Genomic DNA, 23881 nt, shown 5'->3' with positions numbered 1-23881 from the left:
AGACTTTTTTATACTTTCTTTACCAATTAAAAAGGCGTACAATAAGATAGGACTTTATGGAGATTTATAAAGAAATGGTGGGATGAAATGGACAGTCAGCATGTAGAGTCATGGAAAGAATTGATTTATCCGGCATTAAAAAGTAAACAGGAAGAATTAAAAATGCTAGGTTATGAACAAGCGACTCCAGAAGGCGTATGGCAATGTCTTTGCGTGAAAATTTGGAAGGGTAAAACCGAAAAAAGACTTCATGAAATTGTTCAAGATATTTTTCATTTGAAATCATCTGTTTATTTAAGCTATTTAACTATTCAATCCTATGAAAATGATGATTTAGCAGCTTCAATTGAAGCACTTATTGGAAATTCACCACAAGCGGATAAATAAGGTCCGTCTAAAAGGTTGATATATGAAGGAGGAAGCGCAAACGATGAAAAAAAGAGGCAGAATCGTTGCCTTTTTTCTTGTCATCGCAATTTTGGCAGGAGTAATTGGAACAACGTTTAGCAACTTGATAAGTAAAGTGAATCTTGGCTTGGACTTGCAGGGAGGTTTTGAAGTCCTGTACGAGGTAGAGCCTGTTGAAGATGGTCAGGAAATTTCAAACAGTTTAATGGAAGGAACAGTCCAGACTTTGAATGATCGGGTTAATCGCCTGGGTATTAGTGAAGCTGTCATTAATATAGAAGGGGAGGACCGAATCAGGGTTCAGCTTGCAGGGATTGAAAATCAAGCCGAGGCCAGAGAGATACTGTCAACATCTGCGCAATTGTCTTTCAGGGATGTTGACGATGAGGAATATCTTGATGGATCAGATATTGTAGAGGGAAGTGCCAAGCAGGATTATAATCCGAACACCAATGCACCAATTGTAACTCTTAAACTAAAAGATGCAGATAAATTTGGTGAGGTAACGCAAGAAATTAGTCAAATGGCCGATAATCGTCTGGTTATCTGGATGGATTATCAGGAAGGTGAGGATTCATTCGCTGCAGAAGCTGAGAAAGAAGAGCCTAAATTTATTTCTGCACCGGCAGTAAGTCAGACGATTAATTCCAGCGATGTCATGATTGAAGGTAACTTTACAGTGGAATCAGCCCAGCAAATGGCAGATATTATTAATTCTGGTTCACTGCCTGTACATATGAATGAGATTTTCTCTACATCTGTAGGTGCACAATTTGGTGAACAGGCATTAAATCAGACAGTGTTTGCAGGGATCATTGGAATTTCATTGATAATTCTTTACCTATGTGCATTCTATCGCTTCAGCGGTATCATTGCTTCCATTAACTTAGCTGTCTATGTATTTTTAGTAGTATTAATTTTTGAATTGCTCAATGGAGTATTAACATTGCCTGGCATAGCCGCTCTTATTTTAGGGGTTGGAATGGCTGTTGATGCAAACGTAATTACCTTTGAACGAATGAAAGAAGAATTAAGGGTTGGAAAATCTGTAAAAGCAGCCTTTCAATCTGCAAATAAAAGCTCTTTTGTGACAATTCTAGATGCGAATCTGACCACCTTAATTGCGGCAGGAGTACTGTTCGTATTTGGTACAAGCTCCGTTAAAGGATTTGCGACTATGCTGATCATCAGTATTTTAATCAGCTTTTTAACATCAGTATTTGGTACAAGAGCTCTCCTGGCATTATGGATTCAAAGCGGCTTTTTGAAAAAAAGAAAAGGCTGGCTTGGTGTCAATAAGAAACAAATTAAAGATATTACAGAAGGAGAAGAATCTGATCCTGCATTTTTTGGCAAGCATGTTAATTTCGTGAAGCATCGCAAGAAGTTTTTTGCTGTTACAACAATACTGGTGATTATTGGCGCTGTCAGCATTGGGATTTTTAAAATTAATCCGGGAGTTGATTTTACAAGTGGTACCCGGATAGAAGTTGTTGCTGATCAAAGCTTAACGGAAGAAGAAGTGGAATCCGAGTTTGAAACGCTTGGTTATGAAATAAGCTCTGTAAATTTATCTGGTGAAAATAATGAAATAGGTGTTGTCCGTTTTGATACAGTACTGGATGAAGGGGAAGAGCATAGTCTAAAGCAACATTTTGAAGAGGTATACGGACATGAACCCGGTGTGAGTGTTGTATCGCCGATTGTTGGTCAGGAGCTTGTTAAAAATGCAGTTTATGCTGTAGCAATAGCATCTTTATTTATTGTTGCATATATAGCTGTCCGATTCGAAATCTTCTTCGGTGTTACTGCTGTAATTGCCCTATTGCATGATGTGTTCTTTATGCTGGTGGCATTCAGTATAACGCAAATTGAATTTGATATTACGATTGTAGCTGCAATCTTAACCATTATCGGTTACTCATTAAATAATACACTTGTTATTTTCGACCGGATCAGAGAAAATATCCGTCACGAAAAACGGGTAAAATCATTTAAGAAACTTGCAGAAATTATCAATAAGAGTATTATTCAGTCATTTACGCGGACAATGAACACGTCTATTACAACGATTATTGCTGTTGTTGCTTTCTTAGTGCTTGGAGCATCCTCAATATGGGCCTTTGCTTTTGCACTGTTAGTCGGATTACTGGCTGGAACATATACTTCTCTGTTCCTGGCTTCACAGCTTTGGCTGGTATGGAGAGGAAGAACAGTGAAGGATAAACCAGTTGACTTTAGAAAAAAAGAAAAAGTTGACGGGCCGCAGGTATAGCTGCATTAAGGAGCCTATATTTAGCAACTGTCATATAGTAAGAGAGCTTTCAATGTGGTAATATTTCTGAAAGAGCTTAGCTTCAGACTTTAGTTAACATTACCGATTTAAACCATTGAAAGCTCTCTTTTTTTACTATCATGCTTAAAATAATACTCAATCGGGTAATGAATATATAGAAAAAATATTTTTTATGGAGGAACAATTATGAATGGACAGGTTTATGTCATACTCGCTATTATATTTGTAATTATTATCGCCGTTTTTGCTGTTATTAATGTGGAACCTGTAGCAGTCGATTATTTATTTTGGACGGCGGATTCCCCTTTAATCCTGGTTATCCTCTTTTCTGTATTAATGGGAGGATTAATTACTGCAGCGGTAGGGGCAATTCGACTTTATAGAGCGCATCATGAGATTAAAAAACTTCGTACAGAAAATGAGCGCTTGAAAAAAAGAATGGCAGCCCATGGAATTACAGATGTGCAGGGGAAAGAAGAAAATAAAAAAGAATCCCGAAAAGAAATGCGTCAAGAAGCTAAACAAGCAAAAAAATCAAATAAAGAATAATCTTTCTTTACAGTTTAACTGATAATCAGAGGAATCTATTTGATGCCCCTGGCCTACTCTAGTATAATGATTAGGTCAGGGGTGAATTTATGCTATCAAGTAAAGCAAATTGGAAATATATAAATAATCCTCCTGTGGAGGAAAGAGATTCTATAGAAATAGCTATGTCGCCTATTGTTAAGGATCTATTTTTACAAAGAGGAATTACCACAACGGAAGAAGCAAATCAATTTATGCAGCCGGATTTAAATAACTTAATAGACCCATTTTTAATGAATGGAATGGATAAAGCGGTTAAGCGAATTAAAGAAGCAGCTGAAAATAAAGAAAAGATTGTTGTGTATGGAGATTATGATGCAGATGGTGTAAGCTCTACAGTTGTCCTGCTGCATGCTCTGAAAAAAATTGGTGCAGACTGTGAATACTATATTCCCAATCGTTTTACTGAAGGATACGGTCCAAACGAAGCAGCATTCAGGCAGTTTCATCAAGCTGGATTCGGGTTAATTATCACGGTGGATACAGGTATTGCTTCTGTTCATGAAGCAGAGGTGGCAAAGGAGCTTGGTATTGATTTAATCATTACTGATCACCATGAGCCTCAAGCAGAAATTCCGGATTGCTACACTATTATTCATCCGAAATTATCTGAGGATTACTTTTTCAAAGAGCTGGCGGGTGTCGGTGTTTCGTTAAAACTGGCACAGGCTTTAATCGGAGAGCTGCCTCGGGAAGTGCTTCCTTTTGTAGCTATAGGTACGATTGCGGATTTGGTGCCATTGGTTTCTGAAAACCGGATTTTGGCTACATTTGGTTTGAAAGAGCTTAAAAGAACCAATTATGTTGGCTTGAAAGCTTTAAAACAGGTATGTCAGTTAGAGGAAATCATTACAGAGGAGGATATCGGTTTTCGCATTGGTCCACGGCTGAATGCAGTGGGACGTTTAGGAGATGCCGATTTAGCTGTAGATCTTTTACTGGAAGAAGATAATGAAATTGCGTTAGAAATGGCAAACGAACTAAACCATATTAATGAACAGCGAAAGAAAATTGTTCAGGATATTGTACAAGAAGCGATGGAAATGGTTCAAACAGATAAACGGATTATTATTGTAGCAAAAGAAGGCTGGAATGAAGGCGTATTAGGAATTGTTGCTTCAAAGTTAGTCCAGAAATATGATCGTCCTGCAATAGTTTTAGCGATAAAACCAAAGCAGGGTATTGTAAAGGGATCAGCCAGAAGTATTCCTGCATTTGACTTATTTGAAGGCTGTATGACAGTCAGAGATTTATTTACGCATTTTGGCGGACACGCACAGGCAGCAGGTATGACCTTACCTATTGAAAACTTAGATTCTCTGGAAACTGCTTTAAATGATTTACTTTTCCAGAATCTGTCGGAAGAAGATTTTAAGCAGGAATTGCATATTAATGCTATATTAGATATTGCAGATATTAATGTAGCATTAATTGAGGAGATAGCAAAACTTTCTCCGTTTGGGATGGGAAATCCGAAGCCTTTGTTTGAGATAAGAGAAATACCGAAAGAGGTTCGTCAAATTGGAAGCAGAAAAAACCATTTGAAAATGCAATTTGCATCTGCAAATGGTCAAATGGATATGGTTGGTTTTGGATTTGGTGAGCTGAAGGATGCTATTTCTCCGCAAACAGAGATATCGATAGTTGGAGAGCTTTCTGTCAACGAGTGGAATGGGAGAAGGAATGCCCAATTAATGATAGAGGATTTAAGAATTACAGAGTGGCAGCTATTTGATTTTCGAGGGAAAAAAGCTGAGCAATTAATTCCTGATAAGGCTAACGAAGTCTTTGTCTGCGATGAGTCTATACAGCCTGATGAGCATACGGAAACATTTACTTATAAAGAGGCGCTTTCCAGAGATTTGACATCTTATCATACAATCGGTTTTACCGAATTACCTGAAAGCATGGATGTTATGAAGAAAATTATAAAGCAGATGAATCCGAAAAATATTGTTGTAGCGTTACGTCAGACTACGAATCAATACCCATTTCAATTTCCTTCCCGAAAGGAATTTGTGGATTATTACAGCTTAATTAAACAGCATCAGCAATTTCGGGTTACGGAAATGCAGAAAGCTATTGAACAGCATCGGGGCTGGAATGAAGCCAAGATAAAATTTATGTCAGATGTTTTCACAGATTTAGGATTTGCAACGTTGAAGGACGGATGGCTTTGTTACGAAGCCGCAAAGAATAAAAAGGATTTATCAGAATCAGTCATTTACCAAACCTGCTTCAAACAAAAAGAAGCAGAAAGTATACTTATTTATTCTAATTACCAGGATTTAAAAAAATGGTTTGCATCGTATCTAAATCTGGATACGTCTGCGAATCTACAGGAGGAAGCAGTGTATGGATTATAAAGAATATATTGAGATTGTAGAAGATTGGCCAAAAGAAGGGGTTCGTTTTAAGGATATTACGCCATTGATGGCTAATGGGCCGGCTTATAAATCAGCTGTTGACGAGATTGTAGAATATGCAAAAGAAAAAAAAATCGATGTTGTTGTTGGTCCTGAAGCAAGAGGATTTATTGTTGGCTGCCCGGTTTCTTATGCATTAGAGGTCGGTTTTGCTCCTGTTCGTAAAGAAGGAAAACTGCCCCGCGAAGTAATCAAAGTAGATTATGGGCTGGAGTATGGAAAAAATGTATTAACCATTCATAAGGATGCTATTACACCTGGACAGCGTGTTCTGATTACAGACGATCTTTTAGCGACAGGCGGTACGATTGAAGCAACGATTAATTTAGTTGAACAGCTTGGAGGAATTGTTGTAGGATGTGCTTTCTTAGTGGAGTTAAGTTATCTGGATGGAAAGGATAAGCTGGAAGGCTACGATGTACTTACAATTATGACCTATTAAATGGCAGAAAAGAGTCAAACAGAGATAAAAACTGTGTTGACTCTTTTTATATATTATTTTATCAGCTTATATTAGGTTTTAGTTGGACAGAAATATAAAAAAAGTCTTATAATAGTAATTATTATCGAATAATGTTTTTAAATCTGCGAAATTTAAGAGTTTTTAATGAAAGAAATGGCTTCAAGCTTTTAAACACTTGTTGCTATTTTTATTTTTACATCAGGAAGGGTAAATTTTTAACGGGGCTTTTCGATGGAACGAGCATTCCCCGTCCGGTAAAAGCTGTTTCGAACCATTTGAAAATTTAAGTTTCTGATATAAGAGAAGTAACAGATTTGTTTTAATAAATACAAATATGATTTTTTACGAAATAATTTATTCAATATTGAAGGTAAATAAAGGTGATAACATGGCAAAAGATGAAAATGTCAACATTACAGATATTATAGAAAAAGTAAAAGAATACTTATCTGATGAAGATGTTGCTCTAATTGAACACGCCTATGAATTTGCGAAAGAGGCTCATAAAGACCAATTTCGTAAGTCTGGGGAACCTTACATTATTCATCCGGTACAGGTCGCAGGGATACTTGCTGAATTATTAATGGACGCTGAAACGATTTCAGCAGGCTTTCTTCATGATGTTATCGAGGATACAGATGTAACCTTTGAACAAATTGAAGAAGAATTTAATCATGAAATAGCTGCACTCGTAGATGGTGTAACGAAACTTGGTAAAATTCGCTATGAAACAAAAGAGGCCCAGCAGGCAGAAAACCACCGGAAAATGTTTGTGGCTATGGCAAGAGATATTCGTGTCATTATGATTAAACTGGCTGACAGATTGCATAATATGAGAACGTTAAAGCATTTGCCTCCAGAAAAACAACGACGCATTTCGAATGAAACGCTGGAAATTTTTGCTCCGCTTGCTCATCGCTTGGGAATTTCAACGATAAAATGGGAGCTTGAGGATACAGCTTTACGCTATCTTAATCCGCAGCAGTATTATCGTATTGTTCAATTGATGAAGCAGAAAAGGGAAGAAAGAGAGTCTTACATTCAGGAAGTTATTGATGATCTTTCTCAAGAATTTGAGGCTGTAAATATAAAAGCAGAGATGTCCGGCCGGCCAAAGCATTTGTATAGCATCTATCAAAAAATGGTCAATCAGAAAAAGCAATTTAATGAGATATATGACCTTCTTGCAGTCCGGATTTTAGTTGATAATATTAAAGACTGTTATGCTGTTTTAGGTATTATTCATACGAATTGGAAACCGATGCCAGGAAGGTTTAAGGATTATATCGCTATGCCGAAACAAAATTTATATCAATCTCTGCATACAACAGTCATCGGTCCGAAGGGTGATCCGTTAGAGGTACAGATTCGTACGAAGGAAATGCATGACATTGCAGAATACGGAATTGCTGCACACTGGGCATATAAAGAAGGAAAGCAGGCAAAAGGAAAAAGCTCCTTTGAAGAAAAATTGTCATGGTTCCGGGAAATTTTGGAATGGCAAAGTGAAACACATGATGCGGAAGAATTTATGGAGTCATTGAAGATTGATTTGTTTTCTGATATGGTCTATGTTTTCACACCAAAAGGTGAGGTCATTGAGCTGCCGGCAGGTTCTATTCCAATTGATTTTGCTTACAAGATTCATACGGAAATTGGCAATAAGACCATTGGAGCAAAAATTAATGGCAAGATGGAGCCATTAGACTATGAATTGCAGAACGGAGACATTGTCGATGTGATGACATCAAAGCATTCCTATGGGCCGTCCCAGGATTGGCTGAAAATGGTGCAGACCTCGCAGGCAAAGAGCAAAATAAAACAATTTTTCAAAAAGCAGCAGCGCGATGAAAATATTGTCAAAGGGAAGGAAGCTGTTGAAAGAGAAATTCGTACTTTCGACATCGATCCTAAAGAAGCATTAACTGCAGATAATTTGCAGCGTGTATTTGATAAGTTTAATTTTACAAGTGAAGATGATATGTATGCTGCTGTGGGTTATCAAGGGATTACGGCAGCTCTTATAGCTACCAGATTAACGGAGAAAATCCGCCAATCAAGAGAAGCCGATCAAGATTTAGAAAAGAAAATAGAAGAAGTAAAAACAGATAAAGCAAGACCGTCCTCCAAGAAAGATTCGGGTATTGAAGTGGCGGGTGTAAATAATTTACTTGTCCGTATAGCAAAATGCTGTAACCCGGTGCCTGGGGATGAAATTCTAGGTTATATTACCAAAGGCAGAGGAGTATCTGTCCACCGTGCTGATTGTCCGAATGTACAGACAGAGGAAGCAAAGCAGCGCTATATAGATGTGAAATGGAAAAATCAGTATGCAGAGAAAAAGCAGTATCATGTTGATTTGGAAATTACAGGCTATGATCGCCGCGGCCTGCTTAATGAGGTATTGCAGGCTGTTAACGAAACAAAAACGAATATTACGCATGTTAATGGTCGATCTGACCGAAATAAAATGGCTATTATTCAATTGACGATTTTAATTCATAATACCAATCACTTGCGTAAAGTTGTAGATCGAATAAAGCAGATTCGGGAAGTATACACCGTTACCAGAACGGTGCAATAAGGAGCGTTTGTTTTATGAAGGTAGTATTACAGCGGGTGAAGGAAGCTTCTGTAACCGTCCGGGGAGAAAAAATCAGTGAAATAAAAAAAGGATTTCTTTTACTTGTTGGCGTTACACATGAGGACTCTGATGAGGATTTAAATTATCTTGTCAATAAAATTGTTCACCTGCGGATTTTTGAAGATGAAAACAAAAAAATGAATCTTTCTATTAAAGATGTAGACGGAAGCATTTTATCTGTATCTCAATTTACTTTGTACGGAGATACTAAAAAGGGTAGACGTCCAAGCTTTATTAAAGCAGCTAAGCCTGATGAAGCAGAAGCTTTGTATGATGCATTTAATAAAGCGTTACGCACAGAAGGAATAGTGACAGAGACCGGAGAGTTCGGTGCCATGATGGATGTCGGTCTGGTAAATGATGGTCCTGTCACATTAATTATTGATAGTAAAGACAGATAAGGGAAGGTATAAGAATAAGGTTAGGGTTTTATGGAGATGCTATCTTAAATAGATTTTAAAAGTACTCTTAAAGGAGCATTTAAGTTATGCATCGAGAGATAAAGCAGCACAGCGCTAATAATTACTCTGAAATAATGATGGTTGATTTTCATCATTTTCTACAAATGGAAAAGTCTTCAACCTATTTAGAAATAGCAACAGAGCTTGGAATTTCTATACAGGAAGTGAAGCAATTGAAAAAAAGCTTAAGTCGTTCTTGACAATGAACGAAACTAACCTTATTATTATAATCATTCCACTTCTATAAGAGGTGGCAGCTTCTAAGTTTGCCTACGAATGTTTTCCGCGGGACGGGTAAGACCAGCCCCGGGACATGGGCGGTATTAGGTAGAAGTTTCTTAAAATTAAATGAATGAAACCGTTGAAAGAAAAAGTAATATAGGAACAGGTAGTAAGAGAGTAGCTGTCATTGGCTGAGAGCAGCTATCTATCCGGCTTATATGAAAGACATTCTGGAGGATTTATATCGAAAAAGATTGAGTAGATATAAACGTGTTGCAGGCGTTAACTGATAAAGGTGGGTATCTTTGGATATCAACTAGGGTGGCAACGCGGGAAAAATCCCGTCCCTTATTTTTAAAATAAGGGACGGGATTTTTGTATTGTTAAAGAACTTGCAGCGTCCGCTTTAAAAGTTATCTGTTATTATTTTCTGCTGACCAGAAAATGAATTACATCAGTTATTTTGTATATTAGTGAAGGAGGAAATAAAATGTCTATGAAAGCTCCGAGAGGAACAATGGATATTTTGCCGGAAAATACGGCAAAATGGCAGTATGTAGAAAAGCAAATTAAAGAAATTTGTGATGCATATTACTATCATGAAATACGCACACCAATCTTCGAACACACAGAAGTATTTCAGCGTGGTGTCGGGGATTCAACAGATATTGTACAGAAGGAAATGTATACTTTTGAGGATCGGGGAGGCAGAAGCCTAACACTTCGTCCAGAAGGAACTGCTGCTGTAGCCCGTGCATTTGTTGAAAATAAATTATACGGGAGCCCAAATTTACCGGAAAAACTATATTACTTTGGCTCAATGTTCCGGTATGAGCGTCCCCAAAAAGGAAGAATGCGCCAATTAAATCAATTCGGTGTGGAAGCAATGGGAAGTGAGGACCCAGCAATTGACGCAGAAGTAATTGATCTTGCCATGCAAATTTACCGCAGGTTAGGATTGAAATCTTTGAAGCTGGTGATCAACTCATTAGGTGATAAGGAAAGCCGAAAAGCACATCGTGATGCACTAGTAGCACATTTTGATCCATACCGTGAGGAGCTTTGCTCGGATTGCCAATCACGATTGGATAAAAATCCGTTACGTGTGCTGGATTGTAAAAAGGATCGAGATCACCCTGCAATGAAAACAGCACCATCCATCTTAGATTATCTGAATGAAAAGTCACAAGCTTATTTTGAACAGGTAAAAGCATATTTAGATGCGATGGAAATTTCTTATACTGTGGATCCTAATCTAGTCCGGGGTTTAGATTACTATAACCATACAGCATTTGAAATTATGAGTGAAGCAGACGGCTTCGGTGCCATTACGACATTAGCCGGCGGCGGCAGGTATGATGGTTTGATTACTGAATTCGGCGGTCCGGATACACCGGGAATTGGTTTTGGAATGGGGCTGGAACGCTTATTAATGGCTCTTCAGGTAGAAAATATTGATATACCTGTTGATACTAAACTAGACTGTTTTGTGGCAGGCTTTGGTTCTGAAAAAGTACGAACAGAGACTGTAAAACTTGTGCATCAGTTACGTTCAGCTGGTATTCAGACAGATACAGATTACCAGCACCGCAAAATGAAGGGTCAGCTTAAAGCAGCAGATCGTTTAAAGGCAAAATTTGTTATCTTTTTAGGTGATGATGAACTTGATAAACAATTGGTGACCATTAAAAAAATGGGAACTGGAGATCAAAAAGAGGTCTCAGTTGATCATATTGTTTCTGAAATTAAAGAGTTGTTATTGGAGGAGAGTTAAAAAATGACAGAGCGTGTTTTATCTGGGCACTTAACTGAAAATGAAATTGAAAAGGAAGTCAGACTAAAAGGCTGGGTTCAAAAACGCCGGGATCTTGGCGGACTTATTTTTATTGATTTACGTGATAAGTCTGGAATTATGCAAATTGTATTTAACCCGGATTATTCACAGGAAGCACTCGAAACAGCGGAAAGTATCCGTTCTGAATATGTGATTGATGTAGTTGGCAAGCTTGTTTTACGTGATGAAGCAACCATTAATCCTTCCATTCCAACTGGTACATTGGAAGTACTGGCCAGCTCGATTAAAGTTTTGAATAAAGCAAAAAACCCGCCATTCATGATTCAGGATGATGTAAATATTTCAGAGGATATCCGTTTGAAATATCGTTATTTAGATTTACGTCGTCCAGGCTTGCAGGAAACATTTAAATTGCGGCATCAAACCACGCAGAGCATCCGCAATTATTTAAATCGAAATGAATTTTTAGAAATGGAAACACCTATTTTAACGAAGAGCACACCAGAAGGAGCGCGGGATTATCTTGTGCCAAGCCGTGTTCATCCGGGTGAATTTTATGCTTTACCACAATCTCCGCAGTTATTTAAACAATTAATTATGATGAGCGGATTTGAACGTTATTATCAAATTGCCCGTTGTTTCCGGGATGAAGATCTGCGTGCAGACCGTCAGCCGGAATTTACACAGGTTGATATTGAAACATCTTTTCTAACAAGTGATGAAATTATGACAATGACAGAAGAAATGATGAAAGAGGTTGTTAAAGAGGTAAAAGGTATTGATATCACCTTACCTTTACAAAGAATGCCTTATGATGAAGCAATGAACCGCTTTGGTTCTGATAAACCGGATACCCGCTTTGGATTAGAATTAATTCATGTATCAGATATTGTGGCTGCTTCTGGATTCAAGGTATTTAAGCAGGCGGTAGAGAACGGCGGAAAAGTAGCATTATTAAATGTGGAAGCTGCAGCCGGCAGCTATTCCAGAAAAGATATTGATAAGTTAACAGAGTTTGTAAATGTATATGGTGCAAAAGGCTTAGCCTGGTTAAAAGTAGAGGAAGAAGAAGTAAAAGGTCCGATCAGCAAGTTTTTATCTGATGAGGAAAAAGCAGCTATCATGGATAAGGCAAAGGCAAACAGCGGGGACTTACTGTTATTTGTGGCTGACAAGTCAACTGTTGTCTACGATAGTTTAGGAGCCCTGCGTTTGAAGCTGGGGAAAGATTTAGGGTTGATTGATGAAGAAGTGTTTAATTTCTTATGGGTAACAGATTGGCCACTATTTGAATACGATGAGGAATTAGGCCGTTATTTCGCAGCGCATCATCCATTTACATCACCAATTGAAGCGGATAAGGAAAAACTGTTAACAGATCCGATGAATGTCCGTGCAAATGCATATGATTTAGTTTTAAACGGCTATGAGCTTGGCGGCGGATCTATCCGTATCCACCAGACTGAGCTTCAAAATCAAATGTTTCAAGCATTAGGATTTACAGAAGAAGAAGCAAGGGAGCAATTCGGATTCTTATTGGATGCGCTAGAGTATGGAGCACCGCCTCATGGTGGGGTTGCGCTTGGTTTAGACCGTATTATTATGCTTCTGGCGGGCCGTTCTAACCTTCGTGATACAATTCTTTTCCCTAAAACAGCATCCGCTTCTGACCTAATGACAGAAGCTCCTAGCGAAGTTAGCGGGGACCAGCTGCAGGAATTGTCAATTGCATTAGCAAAAAGAAACGATAATAAAAAATAAGAAAATTACTCGGTTCTTAAAAGAAGGATGTTCTTGTCAAGGAGATGTCCGCTCCAGCGGTTTTGATGGGACGAGTAATCGCAGTCTCAGAAAGCCGCTTTCCACGGGCAACGCTTCAGCCTCCTCGGAAGAAAACCACTTCCTGCGGGGGTCTTCACCTGTTGCTTGTCCCGTAGGAGTCGGCTTCCTTCCGCTCCCATCTATGAAGAAATATGTTTCTTTTGTTATCTTGCAAAGAGATTAATCTAATTCTAGCGGAAGAAATACACGGAGACTCCTGTGGGAATGCGCAGTGGGAAGACCCCTCAGAAAAAAAGTGCTCTTCTTTTTTTCGAGGAGATGAGCTCGGGGCCCAAGGAAAGCGTAGTGTATTTCTGGAGCGGTTATCTTCAGCATTTTTTATACTTTTTTATTCTTTAATAGAGAATATGCACGATATCTCTGCATATCGTGCATATCATTTGTGAAATAAAAGCAAACAAAAGCTCAATAGTCTTGTGTTTATTTGCTTTTTCATATAAAATAAAAAAACCTTCTGGTTGAGGAATCGGTTGAAAAAATTAAAGGAGATGAATGTTAGGAGCCATGGAAAATAAATTACAGCATCATAATCGAACAGCAAAAGAGTATGTACAGGGAGTCTATGAGGAACTAAAAAATAGAAATAGTCATGAGACAGAATTTTTGCAAGCAGTGGAAGAAATTGTCGAATCTCTAGAGGTTGTTTTTGAGAAACATCCTAAGTATGCAGAATTAGGCATATTAGAGAGAATTATAGAACCAGAGCGCTTAATTGCTTTCCGTGTTCCTTGGGTGGATGATGAAGGACAGATTCAAGTAAACCGCGGTTATCGTGTTCAATTCAGCAGTGCGATTGGGCCATATAAAGGCGGGCTTCGTTTTCATCCAACGGTAAATGCAAGTATTATTAAATTTTTAGGCTTTGAACAAATCTTTAAAAACTCTTTAACCGGTCAACCTATTGGCGGAGGAAAAGGCGGATCTGATTTTGATCCAAAAGGAAAATCAGATTTAGAAATTATGAGATTTTGTCAAAGTTTTATGTCAGAATTATCTAGACATATTGGACCGGATACGGATGTACCGGCAGGAGATATTGGTGTCGGCGGAAGAGAAATCGGCTACCTTTACGGTCAATATAAGAAAATTAAAGGTACTGTAGAACCAGGTGTTTTAACAGGAAAAGGCTTAGGTTTTGGAGGCAGCTTGGGACGTAAAGAGGCTACTGGTTACGGCACGGTTTATTTTGTGCAGGAAATGCTTAAAGATAACGGGCAGGATTTCTCCGGTAAAACAGTTGTTGTGTCCGGATCCGGGAATGTATCCATATACGCAATGGAGAAAGCAGCTGAGTTTGGTGCAAAAGTAGTTGCCTGCAGCGATTCTAATGGGTATGTTTATGATAAAAATGGTATTGATGTTGAACTTGTGAAGCAGATCAAAGAAGTAGATAGAGAGCGTATTAATGTATACTTAGAAACGCATCCAAATGCAGAATACGTTGACGGCGGGTCAGTTTGGGAAATTCCATGTGAGATTGCTCTGCCATGTGCTACACAAAATGAAATTGACGAAGCGACAGCAAAAACTTTAATTGAAAATGGTGTTATTGCTGTAGGTGAAGGAGCTAACATGCCATCATCCCTGCAAGCAATTAACCAATTTCTGGAGAATAATGTTTTGTTTGCTCCTGCAAAAGCGGCAAATGCCGGTGGTGTAGCTGTGTCCGCTTTGGAAATGGCACAAAATAGCAGCCGTATTGCCTGGAGTTTTGAAGAAGTTGATGAAAAACTGCAAGAAATTATGCGTAATATTTATCAAAATAGTATTCAAGCAGCGAACGAGTATGGTAAACCTGGAAACCTTGTTGCAGGAGCTAATATTGCCGGCTTCCTGAAGGTTGCAGATGCTATGGTCGAACAGGGCATTATTTAATCAGCAGATTGGAATATATTATTTGTACTTTGAATAAATTTATGCTACGATAATAAAAATAAATCATAACAATCCTGATGTGTACGTCAACAATTGGTATTTTGACCGAACACCTATAAGTTAGGGAGTCCGATTCGTCTTTAAAGTGCATGCATGCCTAAAAAAGGAAGCATAATATCTTTAAAGCAGGACACCCACCTGCCAAAAGCGGGATCAAAACTTTATTGTCGGACGGCACTATCGGGATTACGAAAAAATACTGCACAGTTTTTGTGCAGTATTTTTTCGTAATTGATATACACTTACTGTTATAAGTATAATGTATGGTCTTTATTCTGAACTAATTTGAGCCTTGTGCCAGCTGCTCCAGGTTCCCGTTCTTATCCATACGGAATGATGGAGAGCTGATAAGATTCGTATCCTCAAAAACTGTCATCTTGCGGGCCCGATCCATAATTTGAATAAATGTTTGGTAATCTTCTTTCATTGCCTGCAGCTGCTGTTCTGTATCCGCTAAATTCTTTTGTAATTCTTCTACCTTTGTATGCAAGGATTTATTCTCGTTCTCTAACGACTGCATAGAGGACTTTGATTGATTGGAAGTATATAATTCTTGCTTTAGCGATTTTAAATACTTAATTACTGTGTCCAGATTAAATGCTGCAGCAGGTTCAGGGTTTGTTTGTACTGTCGGCTGATCTATTGTTTCGCGAGAAGGAACAGTCTCCGAAGTATCGATTTGAACCGGTTTTGGAAGAGCTTGTACGGTTTTATTTAAAGCTCTTTTTCTCTCTTTTCGTTGTCTTTTAGCCAAATCAATTGCGTTTTCATATTTATTACGCACTTCAGCATTCCATCTGAAACCGCAAGCGGCTGAAGTACGATTTAAATGATCTCCTACTTCTTCAAAAGCATTTAACTGTGTGCTTCCCTCACGAATATGTCTCAAGACAGTTTCTGCCAGTAATAGATCATCTTCATGAGACCAAGCGTCTTGCCTTACCTTTACCATGTCATTCACTCCTCATTATTAAGAAAATACTTAGAAAAATCTGCACACACTTTTATTTTAGTGAATAGGCAGTTTTCTTATATTTCACACGTTAAAAAATTATACTTTCCTAACGTGCTAGAAAGATTATAGTAATCTCTATTCTTTCCAGAGGAGTTAAAAAATATACATTTCTTTAAAGAGGATGTTCAAAATTATTAATTTTACTAATTGAGTTCTTACTTTTTTTCCTTATTAATTCGTTCATATACTTGTTTCAATGCATTTTCAAATTTTCCTGTTTCTTTCGGTGTATAGTAATTTCGGTTTTTGATAGTATCTGGCAAGTATTGTTGTTTTACCCATGCACCTGGATAATTATGAGGATATTTATAATCTATTCCTCTTCCAAGTTTATTTGCTCCTGAGTAATGAGCATCCTTTAAGTGAGCAGGAATATCGCCGCTTTTTCCTTTGCGAATATCCTCTAAAGCTGCGTCCAATGCCTTATAGGCGGTATTTGATTTTGGTGAAAGAGCCAATTCTACGACTACATCGGCTAATGGAATACGTGCTTCAGGAAAACCAATCCGTTCAGCGGCCTGTACAGCCGCGACAGCTCGCGGGCCTGCTTGCGGACTTGCCAGACCAATATCTTCATATGCAATAACAATTAATCTTCTTGCAATACTGTCTAAATCACCAGCTTCTATCAGCCGTCCCAAATAATGCAGGGCAGCATTCACATCACTGCCGCGAATAGATTTTTGAAAAGCACTCAGTACATCGTAATGAGCATCCCCGTCTTTGTCATGGGAAAAGCTTTTTTTCTGCATACATTCTTCCGCAATCTCCAGTGTTATCTGAATTTGATCATTAGCATTTGGCGGAGTGGAACTGACTGCAAGTTCTAAGCCGTTTAATGCTGAGCGCAGATCACCATTAGCTGAAATAGCTAAATGTTCCATAGCATCCGGACTGATCTGGATATTTTTATCTCCATATCCATTGGTCGTATCTTGAATAGCACGCTGTAATGCTGTTTTAACATTATCAAGAGTTAAGCCGTGCAGCTCAAAAAGATGACAGCGGCTTCTTATCGCCGGGTTAATGGAGTGATAGGGATTACTTGTTGTACATCCGATTAAAGTCAATAAATTATTTTCCAAATGAGGCAGTAAAAAATCCTGTTTTGCTTTATCCAGACGATGAACTTCATCTAAGATAAGAACAGTTTGTCCTTGCATTTTTGCTTGCTCAACTACAATTTCCATATCTTTTTTCTTATCTGTAACCGCATTTAATGTTTTGGATGGGAGTCCAATGGTTTCTGCAAGCGCAAATGCCATGGATGTTTTGCCTGTACCGGGCGGACCAAATAAGATCATGGAAGAAAGCTGATTGGCTTTAACCATGCGATTAATTATTTTTCCTTGACCTACCAAGTGTTCTTGTCCTATAATATCATCTATGTTTTTTGGACGCATTCGATATGCGAGTGGTTGTTTATACATCAAATAACTTCCTTCATCTTCTTATTATTCTATTAGCTTAAAGTGAATATAGAAGAAATGCAAGAGGTTAGCAGTCATGCTATAATAGGTGTATCCTTATAATATAAATAATCAAATTTGTATAGATGGAATTAAAGGCTATTCTTTTTTCTGTATGTGTATGACTTAAATAATTACCAGACCGTAAGCAATACGGCGGATTACGGCAGGTGAGCAATCTCAAGCTCTGGAAAAGCAATCCGACAGTTACAAGGGGATTCCAATAATTTTGCTTATTTAGTACATTATATAGATTAAATAATATATAAATGGCAGATGATAGTTTAAAAAATTGAGGTGTATATAATGAAGATTTCAACAAAAGGAAGATATGGACTGACAATAATGATAGACTTGGCAAAAAATGAAGGAAACGGTCCAATTTCACTAAAAGTTATTGCAAAGGATAATGATTTATCAGAGCATTATTTAGAGCAGCTGGCTTCACCATTAAGAAATGCCGGCCTAATCAAAAGTATACGGGGTGCATATGGTGGATACCAGCTTGCGAAAAAACCGGATGAAATTACAGCCGGTGATGTTATCCGTGTGCTGGAGGGGCCTTTGACAATTGTGGAAGGTATGGAAAATGAAAAGCCGGCGCAGGCATCTTTATGGATGCAAATCAGAGATGCAGTGAAAGATGTATTGGAAAAAACAACTCTGGAAGATTTGGCAAATTATGACGAGGGTGATAATGGCCCGCGCGAGGCATATATGTTTTATATTTAATGGGAAGAAAGGATTTTGAATCATGGAAGCAATTTATTTAGACCATGCCGCTACATCTCCTATGGCAAATGGAGTGGTTGAAGCGATGATCCCTGTATATAAAGATATCATCGGCAATGCATCAAGTGTGCATTCCTTTGGGCGGAAGGCAAGACAGCAGCTGGATACATCAAGGCGTGTTCTCGCCGCCTCAGTTGGTGCAAATGAAAAGGAAATAATCTTTACCAGTGGCGGTACAGAAGCGGATAATATGGCTCTTTTAGGCGTTGCAGAAGCTAATCAGGATAAGGGCAATCATATTATCACCTCTATTCAGGAACATCATGCTACCTTGCACACTGCAGAAAAATTAGAAAAACAAGGCTTCCGTGTAACATATTTACCAGTAAATGAGGCAGGGCTGGTTTCTGTACAAGATGTTGAAGCAGCTTTAACAGATGATACAATCCTTGTTTCTATTATGTATGTAAATAATGAGACAGGTGTTATCCAGCCTGTCGATGAAATTGGAGATTTATTGAAGAATCACCAGGCATATTTTCATACAGATGCCGTTCAGGCTTATGGACTGGTCGATATTGATGTGCATGAGCAGGGTATTGATTTATTAACGGTATCCGCGCATAAAATAGGCGGTCCAAAAGGAATTGGTTTTTTGTATGTGAAAGAAGGAGTTAAGATGACTCCTGTTCAATTTGGCGGCGAGCAGGAAAGAAAGCGCCGGCCTGGAACAGAGAATATTCCATCCGTAGCCGGTTTTGAATTAGCCTCTAATATTGCAATGGAAACAAAACAGATAAGAAACGAAAGGTATCAAAAATATAAACAAATTTTAATAGAAACATTTACAGAAGCGGGTATTGCTTTCAGTATAAATGGAGACCAGGAGAAGACAGTTTCATCTATTATGAATGTCAGCTTTGCAGGAACAAATGTAGAAGCATTACTTGCAAATTTTGATTTGAGCGGCATCGCAGCCTCGAGCGGCAGTGCGTGTACTGCAGGTAGTGTAGAGCCTTCCCATGTTTTATCTGCAATGTATGGTTCAGATAGTCCAATTACTACAAATTCTATCCGATTCAGCTTTGGATTGGCGAATACTGAAGATAATGTGAGAGAAGCAGCTGCAAGAGTTGCAAGTATTGTAAAAAGATTAACAAGTTAAAGGAGGGGCGACAATGAAAGATAATAAAAATATACGTGTTGTAGTTGGAATGAGCGGCGGAGTCGACTCTTCCGTTGCAGCATTATTATTAAAAGAACAAGGATACGATGTGGTTGGTATCTTTATGAAAAATTGGGACGATACAGATGAATTTGGGGTCTGTACGGCTACGGAAGATTTCGATGATGTTGTCCGGGTATGTAATCAATTAGATATTCCATATTACTCGGTAAACTTTGAAAAACAATACTGGGATAAGGTGTTCACTTATTTTCTGGATGAATATAAAGCCGGAAGAACGCCTAACCCGGATGTTATGTGTAATAAAGAAATTAAATTCAAGGCATTTCTTGACCATGCGCTCTCTTTAGGCGCTGATTATTTAGCTACAGGGCATTATGCTCAAGTGGCAAGAAACGAAGACGGGAAAATTCAAATGCTTCGCGGAGCTGATGATAATAAGGACCAGACTTATTTTTTAAATCAGCTTAGTTCAGATGTATTAGAAAAAGTTATGTTTCCTTTAGGTCATCTGCCTAAACCGGAAGTAAGAAAAATTGCAGCAGATTATGGTCTGGTTACAGCAGCTAAAAAAGATTCCACAGGAATTTGTTTTATTGGAGAAAGAAATTTCAAAAGCTTTCTCAGCGAATATTTACCTGCACAGCCAGGGAAAATGATGACACTTGACGGGATAGAAAAAGGAACACATGATGGATTAATGTACTATACTATCGGCCAGCGTCAAGGGCTTGGAATCGGCGGTTCCGGAGACCCATGGTTTGTCGTAGGGAAAAATTTAAAAGACAATTATTTATATGTTGCACAAGGCTATCATAATGAATATCTATACTCTGATGCACTCGTTGCAACGGATTTAAATTGGGTTCAACCGGATCAGATCGAGGACAATTTTACTTGTACAGCGAAATTTCGTTATCGTCAAAAGGATTCAGAAGTAACAGTAAGTGTAAAAAATAATAAAGCATATGTTGTATTTAAAGACAGCCAGCGGGCAATTACACCAGGACAAGCTGTTGTATTTTATCAAGGGGATATATGCCTTGGCGGCGGAACAATCGATGAAATTATAAAAGACAATAAAGCATTACAATATGTAGGCTAGCAGGGTGGTTTATGAATGGATAAGAATCAGCAGGCAATTACACTGCTAAATGAAAAAAAGTATGAAGAAGCAGCAAAGCTGTTTAATGAGGTAATTGAAGAATCTCCAAATGACCCATTGGGATATATTAATTTCGGCAATCTTTTAATGCAGCTGAATGAAATGGAACGGGCAGAACGTTTTTTGAAGCGTGCTATTGAATTGGATGAAAAAGCTGCAACAGCATACTATGGTTTAGGTAATCTTTATTTTGATCAGGAAGACTTTGGGAAAGCACAACAAAGCTTTCTAAAAGCAATTGAATTGGGACTTGAAGAAGCAGATGCTTACTTCATGCTGGGTATGTGCTTCCGAAACCAGGAACAATGGAAGCTGTCTCTGCCATATTTGCTACGGGCGACAGAACTTGATTCACAGGACGAAAGTTATCTATTTCAATACGGACTCTCTCTTGCACAGGGAGAAATTTTAGATGAAGCCCAAAAAACATTTGAAAAAGTACTTGAATTAAATAGCGAGCACAGCGATGCTTATTATAATCTGGGCGTGATTGCATTATTCCATGAAAAAACAGAACAAGCCTTAAACCATTTTGAAAAAGCACTTGAATTACAGTCTGATCATGTGCTGGCTGCAAACGGAAAGGAAATTGCGTTACAGTATATGGAGCAATTTGATGATAAATAAGGGGTAATCAGCATGGAAAACCAGGTAGAAGCAAAGGAAGCACTGCCTTTTGTAACGGGGAGCGTATTAAATACTATTTTTCGTAACGAAGCAGAGCATTTTTCTATCGTCCTAATTAAAATCACAAAGACAAACCTTGACTATGAAGATAAAGAAATCATTGTAAAAGGTTATTTTGATCAGCTTCAGGAGCAGACAGCCTATCGTTTTTATGGAGCGCTGGAAAAGCATCCCCGCTACGGATCACAATTAAAAGTTCAGTCCTATGAAACTATTATGCCGACAACAAAGGATGGACTTGTTCAATACCTATCCAGCGATTTATTCTACGGTGTCGGGAAAAAAAGTGCACTAAAGATAGTGGAGGAGCTGGGAGAAAAGGCTGTTTCTAAAATTATGGATAACCCTTCTGTTTTAGATGGGATTTCTGGATTATCAAAGGAAACAGGAAAACGTTTGTCAGATCGTTTAAGAGAAAACCAAGGCTTTGAGCGGGTTGCTGTTCAATTATCAGGCTACGGAATTGGACTGAAGATGGCCCAGGTAATTTTTCAGACCTATCGTGATAACGCCATGGAGGTTCTTGGAAAAGATCCGTATCAATTTGTGTTTGATATTGAAGGCTTTGGCTTTAAAATGGCAGACCAGATAGCTTCTCAGCAAGGTATTTCTCATACACATGAAAGCCGTATCGGTGCTGGGGTAATCTATGTCCTGCAGCAAAGTATACAAGCAGGGCATGTTTATCTTCCATTTGAAAAATGTGTGCAGGAAATTATTTACTTACTTCATCTTCCCCATTCGGATAAAAGCTCTGTCTCTGATGTTATGATGCAGCTGAATACGGAGAAAAAAATCATCATGATCGATGAAAGAGTATATCTGCCTTCATTATATTACGCAGAGGACAACTTTACAGCAAGTCTGAAAAAAATACTGACAAAACCTATAGAAGATGAGGTGCCTTTAGCAGAGCTGTTGAAAATAACCGGCGATATTGAAGAAGAAGAGTCATTAAGCTATGGAAAAGAGCAATTTGATGCTATTGTCCAGGCGATTCATTCTAAAATTATGATTTTAACAGGCGGGCCGGGGACTGGAAAAACAACAGTTATAACTGGTATCATCCAGGCTTTTGCGAAGATTCATGAGCTTTCTTTAAATCTATCGGATTATAAAAATAAAGACAGTTTTCCATTTATTTTAACAGCTCCTACAGGCCGGGCAGCCAAACGGATGTCGGAATCTACCGGTTTGCCGGCAGTCACAATTCACCGGCTGCTTGGCTGGAATGGCATGGGTAATTTTGAAAAAGATGAACATGAGCCATTATCAGGAAGGCTGCTTATAGTGGATGAATTTTCCATGGTAGATACATGGCTGGCAAATAATCTGTTTAAAGCCATTCCAGATACAATGCAAATTATCCTGGTTGGAGATGAAGACCAGCTTCCATCAGTTGGACCAGGCCAGGTTTTAACAGATTTAATGAAAAGCGAAGTTTTGCCTGTCATCTCTTTAAGGGATGTATATCGTCAAAAAGAAGGTTCTAAGATTATTCAGCTTGCCCATGAAATTAAACATGCCAGCTGTAATGAAAATTCTTTGGAAAATGCACGGGATTTCAGCTTTATTTCTTGTCGTGATTATCAGATGGTCGATGTATTGACATCCATTATTGATAAAGCAGAGAAAAAAGGTCTTGACCCTGCTTCTATCCAGGTTCTCTCGCCAATGTATCGTTCGCAGGCCGGAATTCATGCGATTAATGAAGCATTACAGCAGTTAATTAATCCCCCCGGAGAGAAGAAACGGGAGATTGCTTTTCAAGACGTTGTTTATCGTGTCGGCGATCGTGTGATCCAGTTAATTAACCAGCCGGAAGACGGCATATATAATGGAGATATTGGAGAAATTGTTGCCATTTTTAAAGCAGAAGAAAATGTCGATAATGAAGAGCAGATAGTGATTGCTTTTGAAGATAAAGAAGTTGTCTTTATCCGGAAAGATTATCATAACTTTACTCATGCATTCTGTATCTCCATTCATAAGTCGCAGGGGAGCGAATTTCCAATTGTCATTCTTCCCGTTGTTTATTCACATCATCGTATGCTGCGAAAAAATCTTTTATATACAGCAATTACCAGGGGAAAAGAGTCTTTGATTATCTGTGGCGAAAAAGAGGCTTTTATTAAAGGTGTGCAAACAGAAGATACGAATCGGAGGTATACTTCATTGCAGGAAATGTTAAATATTCAGTTAGCCAATCAAAAAGCAGAGAATAAGGAATATGAAGCTGTAGAAGATATACCGGAAGAAGAATTATCTCCATATGATTTTATGGATTAAGTGTATAAAAAATTCTGTTTAGGGCAATACTTGGACTGATTTAGCAGAAAAGGAATGAAGAAGTATGCTGGAATGTCCAAATTGCCGGGAAAAACAAATTGGAAAATTAAGTCCTACAAGCTATTACTGCTGGGTGTGCTCCATTGAATTAACTGTGTCTGGAAAGGAATTACACATCCATCAGATAGAAGCGGACGGGACGCTCAGTTCATTAGATGATTTATTTTCAAAAGAAGAGAGAAGTTTATTATAAACTCC

At 38.3% G+C, this 23881-nt stretch carries 19 protein-coding genes, 1 other RNA gene and 1 other annotated feature; of the genes, 18 read left to right on the top strand and 2 right to left on the bottom strand.

Features of this window, described 5'->3' with window-relative positions; translation table 11 throughout:
- Positions 1–87: 87 nt before the first annotated feature.
- The 12 genes from OSO01_RS01110 (at position 88) to ssrS (ending at position 15271) form a co-directional block, all read left to right on the top strand.
- Positions 88–387 carry a post-transcriptional regulator gene (locus tag OSO01_RS01110; protein ID WP_147207889.1) on the top strand — a complete coding sequence of 100 codons (300 nt, stop codon included), beginning with the start codon at positions 88–90 and terminating at the stop codon, positions 385–387.
- A 43-nt stretch (positions 388–430) separates the two neighbouring features.
- On the top strand, positions 431–2683 hold the full coding sequence (secDF, locus tag OSO01_RS01105; protein WP_147207888.1) for a protein translocase subunit SecDF: 2253 nt from the start codon (positions 431–433) through the stop codon (positions 2681–2683).
- Between the two features lie 207 nt (positions 2684–2890).
- Complete coding sequence (locus OSO01_RS01100; protein WP_147207887.1) at positions 2891–3253, top strand: LapA family protein; 363 nt, start codon at positions 2891–2893, stop codon at positions 3251–3253.
- Between the two features lie 89 nt (positions 3254–3342).
- Complete coding sequence (gene recJ / locus OSO01_RS01095) at positions 3343–5658, top strand: single-stranded-DNA-specific exonuclease RecJ (RefSeq protein WP_147207886.1); 2316 nt, start codon at positions 3343–3345, stop codon at positions 5656–5658.
- The gene (locus OSO01_RS01090; RefSeq protein ID WP_147207885.1) at positions 5648–6160 is read left to right on the top strand and encodes an adenine phosphoribosyltransferase; all 513 of its coding nucleotides are present in this window, start codon (positions 5648–5650) and stop codon (positions 6158–6160) included. Before recJ ends, OSO01_RS01090 begins: the two co-directional genes overlap by 11 nt.
- 409 nt (positions 6161–6569) lie before the next feature.
- On the top strand, positions 6570–8765 hold the full coding sequence (locus OSO01_RS01085) for a RelA/SpoT family protein (protein WP_147207884.1): 2196 nt from the start codon (positions 6570–6572) through the stop codon (positions 8763–8765).
- A 14-nt stretch (positions 8766–8779) separates the two neighbouring features.
- Entirely contained in the window at positions 8780–9226 is a 447-nt protein-coding gene (dtd, locus tag OSO01_RS01080; RefSeq protein WP_147207883.1) for a D-aminoacyl-tRNA deacylase, read from the top strand.
- An 86-nt stretch (positions 9227–9312) separates the two neighbouring features.
- Entirely contained in the window at positions 9313–9486 is a 174-nt protein-coding gene (locus tag OSO01_RS23170) for a hypothetical protein (RefSeq protein WP_186813508.1), read from the top strand.
- Between the two features lie 152 nt (positions 9487–9638).
- Positions 9639–9860, top strand: a binding site (T-box leader).
- Positions 9861–9998: 138 nt separating this feature from the next.
- Positions 9999–11282: a histidine--tRNA ligase gene (hisS, locus tag OSO01_RS01075; RefSeq protein ID WP_147207882.1), complete on the top strand. Its 1284-nt coding sequence runs from the start codon at positions 9999–10001 to the stop codon at positions 11280–11282.
- A 3-nt stretch (positions 11283–11285) separates the two neighbouring features.
- A complete protein-coding gene (gene aspS / locus OSO01_RS01070) occupies positions 11286–13064 on the top strand; it encodes an aspartate--tRNA ligase (protein WP_147207881.1) in 1779 nt (592 codons plus the stop codon).
- Between the two features lie 585 nt (positions 13065–13649).
- Positions 13650–15020, top strand: coding sequence for an NADP-specific glutamate dehydrogenase (gdhA, locus tag OSO01_RS01065; RefSeq protein WP_147207880.1), 1371 nt, complete (start codon positions 13650–13652; stop codon positions 15018–15020).
- 68 nt (positions 15021–15088) lie between these two features.
- Positions 15089–15271: non-coding RNA, 6S RNA (gene ssrS / locus OSO01_RS01060), on the top strand.
- An 89-nt stretch (positions 15272–15360) separates the two neighbouring features.
- On the opposite strand, the gene OSO01_RS01055 is transcribed toward ssrS, so the two are convergent.
- Together OSO01_RS01055 and OSO01_RS01050 are read right to left on the bottom strand one after the other, a co-directional pair.
- Positions 15361–16032: an RsfA family transcriptional regulator gene (locus OSO01_RS01055; RefSeq protein ID WP_147207879.1), complete on the bottom strand. Its 672-nt coding sequence runs from the start codon at positions 16030–16032 to the stop codon at positions 15361–15363.
- Positions 16033–16250: 218 nt separating this feature from the next.
- On the bottom strand, positions 16251–17525 hold the full coding sequence (locus OSO01_RS01050) for a replication-associated recombination protein A (protein ID WP_147207878.1): 1275 nt from the start codon (positions 17523–17525) through the stop codon (positions 16251–16253).
- 345 nt (positions 17526–17870) lie between these two features.
- Between OSO01_RS01050 and cymR the strand changes: the two genes are divergently transcribed.
- The 6 genes from cymR to OSO01_RS01020 all read left to right on the top strand — a co-directional run bounded on the left by cymR (position 17871) and on the right by OSO01_RS01020 (position 23876).
- A complete protein-coding gene (gene cymR, locus OSO01_RS01045) occupies positions 17871–18296 on the top strand; it encodes a cysteine metabolism transcriptional regulator CymR (protein ID WP_077603136.1) in 426 nt (141 codons plus the stop codon).
- A gap of 22 nt (positions 18297–18318) precedes the next feature.
- The gene (locus OSO01_RS01040; protein WP_147207877.1) at positions 18319–19461 is read left to right on the top strand and encodes a cysteine desulfurase family protein; all 1143 of its coding nucleotides are present in this window, start codon (positions 18319–18321) and stop codon (positions 19459–19461) included.
- 13 nt (positions 19462–19474) lie between these two features.
- Entirely contained in the window at positions 19475–20587 is a 1113-nt protein-coding gene (mnmA, locus tag OSO01_RS01035) for a tRNA 2-thiouridine(34) synthase MnmA (protein ID WP_147207876.1), read from the top strand.
- A gap of 15 nt (positions 20588–20602) precedes the next feature.
- Complete coding sequence (locus OSO01_RS01030; protein ID WP_147207875.1) at positions 20603–21274, top strand: tetratricopeptide repeat protein; 672 nt, start codon at positions 20603–20605, stop codon at positions 21272–21274.
- 12 nt (positions 21275–21286) lie between these two features.
- On the top strand, positions 21287–23623 hold the full coding sequence (gene recD2 / locus OSO01_RS01025; protein ID WP_147207874.1) for an SF1B family DNA helicase RecD2: 2337 nt from the start codon (positions 21287–21289) through the stop codon (positions 23621–23623).
- Positions 23624–23687: 64 nt separating this feature from the next.
- Positions 23688–23876 (top strand): YrzR-like zinc ribbon domain, encoded by a 189-nt coding sequence (locus tag OSO01_RS01020; RefSeq protein WP_077603131.1) that lies wholly within the window; start codon positions 23688–23690, stop codon positions 23874–23876.
- Positions 23877–23881 lie beyond the last annotated feature (5 nt).

It is taken from the genome of Oceanobacillus sojae, assembly GCF_007991515.1.
Classification (GTDB): Bacteria; Bacillota; Bacilli; order Bacillales; family Amphibacillaceae; genus Oceanobacillus; species Oceanobacillus sojae.
Note: the sequence above shows the minus strand (reverse complement) of the source record. Positions and strands in the feature narration are given on the sequence as shown.